The sequence below is a fragment of the Capnocytophaga sp. H4358 genome (assembly GCF_002302515.1).
In the GTDB taxonomy this organism is placed as follows: domain Bacteria; phylum Bacteroidota; class Bacteroidia; order Flavobacteriales; family Flavobacteriaceae; genus Capnocytophaga; species Capnocytophaga canis.
Genome location: NZ_CP022380.1, coordinates 2621665 through 2633192, shown reverse-complemented (window position 1 = coordinate 2633192; position 11528 = coordinate 2621665). Strand labels below are relative to the sequence as shown.

Here is an 11528-nt window from a genome sequence, read left to right as displayed (position 1 = left end):
TATTAAATAAAAAAGGTTATATTTGGAACTTCAAAAACAGATGTAGTAGTATCTCTGTGAATTGAGACAGCAAAGTTGTGAATAAAAAATGAATAAAAAAAATCATTTTACTATTGTTTTTCTCATTTTTTTTTCGCAAGAGTTAAATGTTAATACTTGTTAATTATATACTTTTCAATTCTATGGAAAATTTGCACTTCGATTATGTACTGAGAACCCGCTATGGTGAAACTGACCAAATGGGAGTTATTTACTATGGTAATTATCCTCAATACTTAGAACTTGGGCGGGTGGAATGGTTGCGCTCACTGGGAATTTCGTACAAAGAAATGGAAAAAGAAGGCGTGATGTTACCTGTGGTTTCTTTGCATATAGACTACAAAAAACCAGCATTTTACGACGAGCTCATTACCATCAGAACTCAACTAAAAGAACTTCCAAGTTCAAAAATAACATTTGATTATCAGATAATTAACGAAAAAGGCGAGGTAATATCTACAGCAAATACTACTTTAGTTTTCGTAGATGTAAACACGTGGCGACCAGTACGCTGTCCTCAAAGGATTTTAGCTGCAATACAGCAGAAAATGAAATCTTAGAGATTCATTTCCTTACTGGCTTGAAATAGGAATTTTTTCTCTTCCTCAGTTAAACTTGTATAGCCACTGGAGCTAATTTTCTCTAAGATAACATTAACCTTATGTTGTTTTATCTTTTGAGATTCACTCAATTTCGATCGTGATTCTGAGGGCTTTATAGCTTTTGAGGAAATTTGTTTTTTTGTTAATTTTTTATAATTGTTTCGTTTCAGTTGCAATGGATATTTACCTAATAAAGCTAAAAAACATCCTATAAAAGCTCCACCTATGTGAACAATTTTTCCGCCAGGATCGGAAGCAAATTGAATTATGTCAAAAGCTAATAAAAGCAACGCGACATACCACAAACGCATACGAATGGAGAAAAAAACATTGACCACATAGGTAGGAGCCATAACACAAACAAAAAAAAGCATTGCTATAATAGCTCCCGACGCACCTAACAGGATGGTATTTTCAAAAAAAACAGAAGGCAAAAAATATACTGATAAAAAACAGATTCCTCCGAAAAATATTCCCGAAAGATAAACCTTTATAAATTGCTTATTATTGAATAAATTAAAAAATATTTGCCCTACCAAATACAAAAAAAGCATATTCCAAAACAGATGTTGCCAACGTGCATGGAAGAAGGCATACGTAAAAATAGTCCAAGGTTTTGTTAGAAAAACATCCCACTTTTGAGGCATACCTACCCATTGATTGAGTTGTTCTTGCGAAATTAAACCTAAAGAAACTACCGAATACCCAACAATGAATAACAAAATGTTGACAATAGCTATCTGCTCTGCCGTATTTAAGCTTTTTATTTTACGATTGATATTCAATTTATGATGATTTTGAAAGGTTTTATCCGTTAATGGCTATCACTCGAATTTCAGAGTTTTGCAATTGATCTTGCAACAAATTCTCAATACCATTTTTTAAAGTCATTGTTGAAGATGGACAACCGCTACAGGCTCCTTGTAAAATCACCTCGACCTGATGAGTTTCTTTATTGTACGACACAAATTGAATGTTTCCCCCATCGGATGCTACGGCAGGTTTTACATATTCATCCAATAAGGCTACGATTTTTTGCGAAGTAATGTCTGTTACTAATGGTGATTTTTCTATTTGTTTTTCATTCGTAACTTGTTCTTTTTTAGTCTCTTTATCTAAAACAACTTTATTTCCATCTGCCAAGTAGGTACGAATAAACTCGCGTAATTCCATAGTGATTTCAAACCATTTTACCGATTCATCCTTGGTTATTGAAATGTAATTTTCATCAAAAAAAACTTCTTTAACAAAAGGAAAATCAAACAATGCCTTTGCTAATGGCGCATTTTGTGTTTGCGTTACATTCTTGTATTCCAAAACCACAGGTACAATTTGTTTATTAACCACAAACTTCATTACCGTGGGGTTGGGTGTACTCTCTGCATAAACCGTTATAGGTAATTTTTTTAGTGGCTGTTCTGTAGTAATCAACTCATTACCGGAATTTATATATACCGAAATCTGTTCAGCCAACTCTTCTTGAACATCCGCCCATTCTACAATCGGATAGCGTTTCAAAGCAATAAAATTACTGGAAATATATACTGTTTTGATAAAAGGCAGATAGAAAAGCTGTTGTGCTAAAGGCGAATTTTTAGCCTCATCAATGTTATTAAATTCGTAGCTACCTTTGACCAAAATTTTTGATACTTCCAGTTTAATAATTTCCGGATTACTGGTTGGTTGTATGGATATTGTCACTTCACTCATTGTTCTATTTTTTTGGCAAAGCTATCCAATTTTGTGATGTTTTAAAAATTTACGAATATAATTTATTCATCCATTAAAACACTCTTTATTAAAAATACTGATTTTCAACACTATAAAATATACAGACAAAATTAATTTGAAAATAAAAGACTAAAAATTCTTTTATTAATTTATTTTGACTACATTTGCAGTGTTAAACTATTAAGACTAAATAAAATATATTATGCGAAAATATCCATTATTGCTCGTTTTATTACCGCTTGGTTTACAAGCTCAGATGAAACAAATTATTGAAAAAGAAGAAAATGTTATTACTGATGTGATGACAGCTTCAATGTTGAAAGACGTCACCTACAAGGACGACAAACCTAATGTGGAGGTTATTTTAGAAACTGAGTTCACTAAAGAAGTTCGGATAACCTTCAAAGAGGGGCAAATAATGAAACGCCACAAAGCTCCTCGTGCCATCGTAGTACAGGTTCTTGAAGGAAAAATTAATTTCGAAGTAGGAGAAACTATTTACCAACTAAACAAAGGTGATTTCATTACACTCAAAGCCACTATCGTACATGAGCTAAAAGCTCTTGAAAACAGTGTTGTTCGTCTGTCTCTTTCTAAATATGAAACTCAAGAGATTGAAAAGTCTAAGAAATAATTATAACCGACTATTAATAATTAATGAACAAACAACAAGGACACTGGCTTTTAGCCAAAATGGGGAAAAAAGTATTACGACCAGGAGGAAAAGAACTTACCCTTAAAATGATTGATAACTTGGTTGTTAACAATGATGATGTGGTAGTGGAATTTGCTCCAGGATTGGGATTAACTGCGGAAATAACATTGGCAAAAAACCCGAAAAATTACATAGGTATAGAACTTGATGAAGAAGCCGCTGAAAAGTTACGGAAAAAATTTGCGAAAAAAAATGTGCAAATCATCAACAAAAACGCTGCCGAAACCGAATTACCTGAGCAAGTAGCCAATAAGGTGTATGGTGAAGCTATGCTAACGATGCAAGCCGATCACCGCAAAAGAGAAATCATCCGTGAGGCACATCGCATTTTAAAACCAGGAGGGCTATATGCCGTTCATGAGCTTGGATTGACACCCAATGATATTGACCCTGAGGCCAAAGCTACCATTCAACGGGAACTCGCTCAAGTTATAAGGGTTAATGCACGACCTTTGACAGTGAATGAATGGAGTGAAATAATTGAAAGCGAAGGTTTTAAAATAATAAAAGTGGAAACAAATCCAATGCATCTACTTGAAAAAAAACGTATTATCCAAGATGAAGGTTTTTTCAGAACTCTAAAAATAGGATTTAATATTCTTACCAATCCCGATGCACGGAAACGCATTCGAGCGATGCGAAAAGTATTCCGCACGTATGAAAATAATCTAAACGCAGTAGCGATTGTAGCTGAAAAAAAATAATTTTTTAGTTTTCTAAAAAAATGTACTTTTGCTGAGGATAAAGATGAACATAACTCATTTTTATCCTCTTTTTCTTCAAAAATGATTTTTTTATATGAACGTACAATTGATTCTATTTGTAATTCTACTGTATTTCGGTATACTGATCTCTATCTCTTATTTCACATCACGCAAAACAGGTGATGAAACCTTTTTTACGGGTGATCGCAAATCCGCTTGGTTTTTAGTGGCTTTCGGAATGGTAGGTAGTGCTTTATCGGGAGTTACCTTTGTATCATTGCCTGGATCTGTGGCTAATAATCATCTGTATTTTTCTCAATTTGTGATGGGAAACGTAGTAGGATATATGTTCATCGCATTTGTACTAACTCCCTTGTACTACCGCTTACAATTGGTGTCTATTTACGGTTATTTGAAAGAACGTTTTGGTAAAGTATCTTACAAATCGGGGTCGCTTATTTTCTTGGTTTCACAATCGTTTGGTGCTGCATTACGATTGATGTTGGCTACTAAAATACTCCAATTAGCATTTTTTGACAGAATTGGTATTCCTTTTTACTTAACAGTAATTATCATCATTGTTTTTGTTTGGCTTTATACCTTTAAATCGGGGATAAAAACTATCGTTTGGACAGACACATTACAAACTTTTTTCCTGATTATAAGTATTGTAGCCATTGGAATAGGAATCTCGGATACGCTAGATATGTCTTTTTCTGAAACTGCACAGCAGATTTACAACCATAAATATTTTGACTTTTTCAATTGGGACACTAAATCTGGGAATAATTTTTTCAAACAGTTTATTGCAGGTTTTTTTGTATCGGTGGCTATGATTGGATTAGATCAAAATATGATGCAAAAAACACTAACTTGCAGAAATATTTGGGATGCTCAGAAAAATATGCTCACTTATAGTCTTGTGTTGGCAGGTACACAAATTTTGTTTTTATGCTTAGGAGTTTTATTGTATATCTATGCTGAAAACATGGGAATTATATTGGAAATTGACCCTAAGGGTTTGGTATTAAATACCGACAATTTGTTCCCTGATCTGGCTTTAAATTATTTGGGTATTGTCGCAGGAATGTGTTTTTTATTGGGCATCATTGCAGCATCTTTCTCAAGTATTGATTCAGCATTAACGGCATTGACGACATCCTTTACGTATGATTTTTTGGATATGTCGAAAAAAACATCTCAACAGAAAAAACGTTACAAAAATTTAGCTTTGTTCGGTTTTTCGATTGTTATTTTTTGTATCATAATGATATTTTCTCAAAGTAAGGGAGACGTTATCTCTCTGATTTTCAACATTGCTGGATACACCTATGGACCTTTATTAGGCTTGTTTATCTTCGGAATGTTTACAAAAATGAAAATCCATGACAAATGGGTATGGCTGGTATGTATAGCCTCTCCCCTACTTACTTATGCTTTAAGTATTTACTTAAAAAATCATTTCAAGTTTGATTTCGGTTTTGTAAGCATTGCTGTTAATGGAATTTTAACTTTTTTCGGACTATTGTTATTACACAAAAGGAATTAATTTAATTGCTAAATAACACAATCAAAGAAGATTATCCGAAACCTTAGTAGATTTGAGATGCTTCTTTTAGAAAATTAAAAATATCTTTATTTATTTTAATTCTTAATAAACTTTTATATCTTTGCCGAGAATTAATCTAAACATAAATAAAATGAAAAAAGTAAACATTTTAATTTTAACACTCAGTCTATTTATCAATGGATATGCACAAAACAAAAAAGACATTGCTGCCATAAAAAACATGTGTGGTTGCTATGAGGTAACTTTTCGATATGCTGAAACTTTTCGATATGGAGCTGATTCCACCTATGTTCCATCAAAGCCCAGCCGTTCAAAAGCATTGGAATGGGTAGAAGCTGTTGAAGACAAAAAGGATAAAATTGTATTACAGCATTTATTAATTGTTGGAAAGAAAGGTAACGAACGTATCATCAAACATTGGAGACAAGATTGGGAATATCAAAACAGAAATTTTTACACCTATGAACTTGGGGATCAGTGGCTTTTCTCACAAAAACCGAAAAGTGACGTAAAAGGTCAATGGACACAAAAAGTGTTCCAAGTAGATGATAGTCCTCGTTACGAACAAACAGCTACATGGGTACACGTTGACGGAAAAAGTTTTTGGGAAAGTGAGGTTGTTTCTCCTCTACCTCGTCGCGAAGAAGAAGTGAGAAGCGATTACAATGTGATGTTCCGAAGAAATCGACATGAAATCACCAATTATGGTTGGTTACATGAACAAGACAATGATAAAATTCTCCGACGTGATGGAAAAGATGATTTAGTAATTGCCCAAGAGAAAGGATATAATACCTACAAGAAAGTAGATGATGAAAAATGTAAAGCTGCTAAAGATTTTTGGCAAAAACATCACGAAAAATGGGGATTAGTACGAGCAAAATGGAATGAAATATATGCTAAAAACGCAACACTACGTTTTGAAACAAAAGTAGACGGAAAAACCCTTTTTGAGTATCTTTTCGACGAAGAAAATTACAAAACCAAAGAAAAAATAGACGAAATCATTCAAAAATTTGTCCTCTAAGAAATAATTTTTAAGAAAAACACACAAAACGAATTCACTCAGTTTAAATGCATCTTTATCCGACTTTTTTAACAGAGAGAGGCTATGTGAGGAATTCTGTTTTGTGTGTTTAATTTTTGCTTTAAAATCAAACAATTAACCTCTATCCAAGTTATCATTCCAATTTATCGAAAAAGGCGACTATCTATGATGATAAGGTTCATTCTTGAGAATAGTAAATGCTCGATAAACTTGCTCAACAAAAAATAATCGAATCATCTGATGCGAAAACGTCAATTTCGACAAAGAAAGCATTCCATTGGCTCGTGCATACACCTCTTGAGAAAATCCATAAGGTCCTCCAATCACAAACGTAAGCTGTTTGATACCTGTATTCAGTTTTTTTTGAATGTATTCTGAAAAACCAACAGAAGTATATTCTTTTCCTCTTTCATCTAAAAGGATTAGTTCGTGCGAAAGCTCTAATTGCTTCAAAATCAACTCTCCTTCTTTCGTTTTTTGCTGTTCTTCACTCAACGATTTACTATTCTTAAGGTCGGGAATGGTTACCAATTCAAAATTTATGTAGTGCAACAATCGTTTTTCATAATCTGAAATAAGTTGTTGCAAATTTGAATTATCGGTTTTCCCTATTGTAATTAGTTTGATATTCATTTCTTACTTTTTAGAATATATATATTAAAGAAAAGCAACGGCTCCCCTAATTTTTATTTTTCACCGACTACAATAGGCTTCAATAAAAAATTCTGAGTTCCAAGTTGGAGTACAATTTGAAAATAAATGAGACTATCCAAGAAAATTGTTTTATGGGATACCGATAAAAACTTCAATCCCTTTGGATAGTCTCATAAAAAAGATTATTCTTTTTAGAAGAAAAGTCGTTCTCTTTCTCCTTTTTCATTGATTAACTCCAATGAATTTCGGTTTCTTGATGAAAGACTTGCTACGATATTTTTCAATTCATCAATGTCTTTAATAGGTTTTGAATTTACTGCAACTAACACCTTTCCTACCACCGAAACATTGTTGTATTCATAAAATTGGGAAGCTCCCGTAACTTTAACTCCTGTTTTGGTTTTAAATTTCTTTTGGTCAACTTCGGAAAGGTTTTTAACCTCCAAGCCCAAAGTGTTAACCACATAAGTAGTATTTTTCTTTAAGTTAACTGTCGTATTACGTTCTTTTCCTTCTCGGTCGTATATAACTTTAAGCTGATCACCTGGACGCTTGGAAGCAATATAACCACTCAAGTCGGAGTACTTGTGAATACGAACATTATCAATTTGCTTGATTATATCTCCTTTTTTAATACCTGCAGCCCCTGCTCCTGATTCCTCATCTACTGAATCCACATAGAAACCTTCGGTTTGTTTTATGCCTAATCTTTCTGCATTAATAGAGTTTAATTCGGTTCCTCGAACCCCCAATACACCGCGTTGTACGTTGCCGTATTCAATCAAATCTTCAATCACCTTTTTGGCTATATTACTCGGAACAGCAAACGAATATCCCATATAAGTACCTGTTGTTGAAGTAATAGCTGTATTTATACCTATTAAATCACCTTTTAGATTTACCAAAGCACCTCCGCTGTTACCTCGATTTACAACAGCATCAGTTTGAATAAACGATTCTACTTTATCATTACTGCGTTCACTAATATTACGTGCTTTAGCACTGATAATCCCTGCTGTTACGGTTGAGTTCAAATTAAAAGGATTCCCTACAGCTAACACCCACTCCCCTATTTGAGTGTTATCAGAATCAGCAAAGGTTAAAAAAGGCAGTTGTTCTTCGGCTTCAATTTTAAGCAATGCTATATCTGATGAAACATCAGTGCCTATCAACTTAGCCATGTAAGTTTTGTTGTTGTTGAGGGTAACTTCCAAAGTAGTAGCATCAGCTATGACATGGTTGTTGGTCACGATATACCCATCGGGAGTGATAATTACTCCTGAGCCTGTTCCAACTTGAGTTTGGCTTCCTCCACCATAAAATAAATCAAAAACGGAATTTCCTCCACCTTGTTTAGTAGCTACATTTTTGATGTGTACCACACTATTGACAGTTTTATTTGCTGCCTCAACAAAACTGTTTTCATTCAATTCAAAACGAGTTCCGCCAACATGGTTATTGGTTTGTACAAAATTTGGTTTTTCAGTTATCACGGGTTGTGCAACGGAATCTGTTTTGTCAAGAAACAATTTATACCCCCCTAACGATAGTATACCGCCTAAAAAAGCAGCCGATACAATACTTGCATAATTCTTCATACGGTTTAAATTTTAATCAATTATTTTAATATTATATTTTTAACAAAGTCATTTCATATTGTGCAATAATTATGCCAAAAAGCACGGATAGACTAAGGTCATTTTAAGAAAATCAATACGAATTTTCTAATGAATAAATAATTGCTTTTTTCATTTGTGTATGAATATAATCCTTTACTTCAGCGTAGGAAATATCATATTTCCGGTCGATATTTGTAAATTTTTCGGGAAAATCAGCTAAAATTTTATCATAATAGGCATCTAAACGCTCTCTTGACGGCATTTCATAATCTAATTTCAATTGAAAACGCCGTAGAAGAGCAAAATCAATAAAATCAATATGGTTAGTAGCACAAATTAACACACCTTCTTTTGGAAAATAATCAAATAATTGGATAATCGTATTCACTAAACGACGCATTTCACCCACATCTCGTTCGTCGTCAGTACGAGTTTTACCGATTTGGTCAAATTCATCTAAAAATAAAACAGCCTTTTCGCGCTGAGCTTTATCAAAAACTGCTTTTAAATTTTTTGAAGTTTCTCCGATACGAGAATTTACTAAATTACTCAAATTCAATATGAAAATAGATTTTCCCAACCGATTAGCGATTGATTTTGCGGTGGTTGTTTTTCCACAACCAGAAGCTCCATAAAACAAAATTTTGTTATCAGCTTGTAGGCCATATTTCATTAATTCGGCAATATGTTCGTGTTCTTTGATAAGTTGTTGCAATGCCGTTTTATTTTCATCGGACAGAAAAATATCCTCGAAGGGAATTGATTCCCTATCATGGATTATAAAATCGCTTGTTACCATTTCTTTTAAATTACAATCGCTGACAAATTTACATCTATTTTTCTAAAGTTCATAGCAAACAAAAAAATGTCTGTCGTAATTTTGCACATAAAACGACTTCACTCTTTTTTTCGTATTTAGATTAAATGTTGCAAAGAAAATTAATATTTAAGAGAAAAAAAACTTGAAGAACATAAAAAAAGTGTAAACCAAGTAGTTACTCGATTTACACTTCTTACTGCGGAGAGAGAGGGATTCGAACCCCCGGAGGTGTTACCCTCAACGGTTTTCAAGACCGCCGCATTCGACCGCTCTGCCATCTCTCCAATTGCACTTGTTATCTCACTTATGCGGTTGCAAAAGTACGACTTTTTTTTATTCCTGCAAATTTTATAGCTTATTTTTTTTATTTTTTTTTGAAAATATTTTATATCCTATTCATTTTAAGTTACTTATAAACATTTTTTTGAAGCAAAACATTTTACTATTTTTGATTTTATAAAACTACAGAAGTAAAAAAAACATTAATGCATTTATTTTCAATAAAATAAATCTGAGAACATTTATCTAACTCGCCCATATAAAAATTATTTTAAACGAAAAATTATATTTTTTTGAATATTTTTTTATTTTGTGCAATTATCTATCTATATTTGTTTCCTAAAAAGGAATAGTTACAAAAAATGAAAAAACAATTATTAATTGGAGCATTCGCAATACTTTTTACTTGTCCAATTGTTAATGCACAGGAAGGTACGCGTATCCAAAACACAAAAAATCAGAAAAAAGAGAATACGCTTAACAGCCAATTTGAAAATCTAATTTCTCAGTCTAATTCGTGGCAAAATTATAAAGTTATCGACAAAGGTAGCCTAACTGTTTATCAACGCAACGTGATGGATAGTTTGGAAAGCGTAAAATCAAAAATTAAAGCTCAACAGCAGGTTGTCGATGCCCACGAAAATGAAATAAAGAAATTGAATAACAATATTCTTTCATTGGAAAATACACTTGAAGAGACACGTAATGAAAAAGATAGTGTTAGTCTTCTGGGTATTTTACTACCAAAATCTACATATTCACTGATTATGTGGAGCATCGTTTTATTGTTGATAGCTATGCTTGTTTTTTATATCTACCGCTACTCCAATAGCAATGTCATAGCCAAAAAATCAATGCAAGATTTAAACGATTTACAAGAGGAATACGAAAATTACAGAAAATCGGCAATCGAAAGAGAGCAAAAAGTACGTCGTCAGTTACAGGACGAAATTAACAAACACAGATAAAATGCGTATTGATATTATTTCAGTTATTCCTGAATTGATAGAAAGTCCTTTTAACGCTTCGATCATGCAACGTGCTGTAAAAAAAGGACTTGTTGAGGTCTATTTCCATAATTTAAGAGATTATAGCACAGGGAGTTATAAACAAGTAGATGACTACCAATTTGGTGGCGGAGCTGGAATGGTACTTATGATTGAGCCTATCGACAAATGCATATCGGCCTTGAAAGCTGAACGTTCGTACGATGAGATCATTTATATGACTCCTGATGGTGAAACACTAAATCAAAAGATAGCAAATCGGTTATCACTTTATGAAAATATCATTATTCTTTGTGGACACTATAAGGGAGTTGATCAACGTATTAGAGATCAATTTATTACGAAAGAAATTTCTATCGGAGATTATGTACTTTCGGGAGGAGAATTGGGTGCTGCCGTTCTGTGTGACGCTATCATCCGCCTGATTCCGGGTGTTCTGAACGATGAAACTTCTGCTTTAACAGATTCTTTCCAAGATAATTTACTCGCACCACCTGTTTATACGCGTCCCGCTTCTTACAAAGGTTGGGATGTCCCAGAGGTGTTGATGAGTGGAAATTTCCCTGAAATTGAACAGTGGCGGGAAGAAAAAGCCTATGAACACACCAAAAATAGACGTCCTGATTTGTTAAATAAAGAGTATTAAAAAGGAGGACTCTTTTCTAAAAAATATCGAGAATATTAATTTACTTCATAAAGCTAAAAACGCCATTACCGTTTTGGTAATGGCGTTTTTGTGT

12 protein-coding genes and 1 tRNA gene are annotated in these 11528 nt (G+C 33.3%); 7 read left to right on the top strand and 6 right to left on the bottom strand.

Annotated features, from left to right (window positions below; translation table 11 throughout):
• Nucleotides 1-182 precede the first annotated feature (182 nt).
• A complete protein-coding gene (locus tag CGC49_RS11135; RefSeq protein WP_095912642.1) occupies nucleotides 183-599 on the top strand; it encodes a thioesterase family protein in 417 nt (138 codons plus the stop codon).
• Here CGC49_RS11135 and CGC49_RS11130 read toward each other — a convergent pair.
• Nucleotides 596-1426 (bottom strand): rhomboid family intramembrane serine protease, encoded by an 831-nt coding sequence (locus tag CGC49_RS11130; protein WP_095912641.1) that lies wholly within the window; start codon nucleotides 1424-1426, stop codon nucleotides 596-598. The genes CGC49_RS11135 and CGC49_RS11130 overlap by 4 nt on opposite strands.
• Before the next feature lie 22 nt (nucleotides 1427-1448).
• A complete protein-coding gene (locus tag CGC49_RS11125) occupies nucleotides 1449-2351 on the bottom strand; it encodes a NifU family protein (protein WP_095912640.1) in 903 nt (300 codons plus the stop codon).
• A 223-nt stretch (nucleotides 2352-2574) separates the two neighbouring features.
• On the opposite strand from CGC49_RS11125, the gene CGC49_RS11120 reads away from it, so the two are divergent.
• The 4 genes from CGC49_RS11120 to CGC49_RS11105 all read left to right on the top strand — a co-directional run bounded on the left by CGC49_RS11120 (nucleotide 2575) and on the right by CGC49_RS11105 (nucleotide 6388).
• On the top strand, nucleotides 2575-3006 hold the full coding sequence (locus tag CGC49_RS11120; RefSeq protein WP_231554065.1) for a cupin domain-containing protein: 432 nt from the start codon (nucleotides 2575-2577) through the stop codon (nucleotides 3004-3006).
• Between the two features lie 23 nt (nucleotides 3007-3029).
• Nucleotides 3030-3791, top strand: a complete 762-nt coding sequence (locus tag CGC49_RS11115) for a class I SAM-dependent methyltransferase (RefSeq protein ID WP_095912639.1) — start codon at nucleotides 3030-3032, stop codon at nucleotides 3789-3791.
• Between the two features lie 94 nt (nucleotides 3792-3885).
• On the top strand, nucleotides 3886-5340 hold the full coding sequence (locus CGC49_RS11110; protein WP_095912638.1) for a sodium:solute symporter: 1455 nt from the start codon (nucleotides 3886-3888) through the stop codon (nucleotides 5338-5340).
• 151 nt (nucleotides 5341-5491) lie between these two features.
• Nucleotides 5492-6388, top strand: coding sequence for a DUF6607 family protein (locus CGC49_RS11105; protein WP_042006969.1), 897 nt, complete (start codon nucleotides 5492-5494; stop codon nucleotides 6386-6388).
• Nucleotides 6389-6568: 180 nt separating this feature from the next.
• Here the strand turns inward: CGC49_RS11105 and rlmH are convergent, their stop codons facing one another.
• The 4 genes from rlmH to CGC49_RS11085 form a co-directional block, all read right to left on the bottom strand.
• Nucleotides 6569-7042 (bottom strand): 23S rRNA (pseudouridine(1915)-N(3))-methyltransferase RlmH, encoded by a 474-nt coding sequence (gene rlmH / locus CGC49_RS11100; protein ID WP_095894397.1) that lies wholly within the window; start codon nucleotides 7040-7042, stop codon nucleotides 6569-6571.
• Between the two features lie 212 nt (nucleotides 7043-7254).
• Entirely contained in the window at nucleotides 7255-8661 is a 1407-nt protein-coding gene (locus tag CGC49_RS11095) for a S1C family serine protease (RefSeq protein ID WP_095912637.1), read from the bottom strand.
• A 112-nt stretch (nucleotides 8662-8773) separates the two neighbouring features.
• On the bottom strand, nucleotides 8774-9481 hold the full coding sequence (locus CGC49_RS11090; RefSeq protein ID WP_042006973.1) for an AAA family ATPase: 708 nt from the start codon (nucleotides 9479-9481) through the stop codon (nucleotides 8774-8776).
• A gap of 220 nt (nucleotides 9482-9701) precedes the next feature.
• Nucleotides 9702-9786: transfer RNA gene (locus CGC49_RS11085), tRNA-Ser, on the bottom strand.
• A 357-nt stretch (nucleotides 9787-10143) separates the two neighbouring features.
• Between CGC49_RS11085 and CGC49_RS11080 the strand changes: the two genes are divergently transcribed.
• A complete protein-coding gene (locus CGC49_RS11080) occupies nucleotides 10144-10749 on the top strand; it encodes a hypothetical protein (RefSeq protein WP_095912636.1) in 606 nt (201 codons plus the stop codon).
• 1 nt (nucleotide 10750) lies between these two features.
• Nucleotides 10751-11434, top strand: coding sequence for a tRNA (guanosine(37)-N1)-methyltransferase TrmD (gene trmD, locus CGC49_RS11075; protein WP_095912635.1), 684 nt, complete (start codon nucleotides 10751-10753; stop codon nucleotides 11432-11434).
• Nucleotides 11435-11528 lie beyond the last annotated feature (94 nt).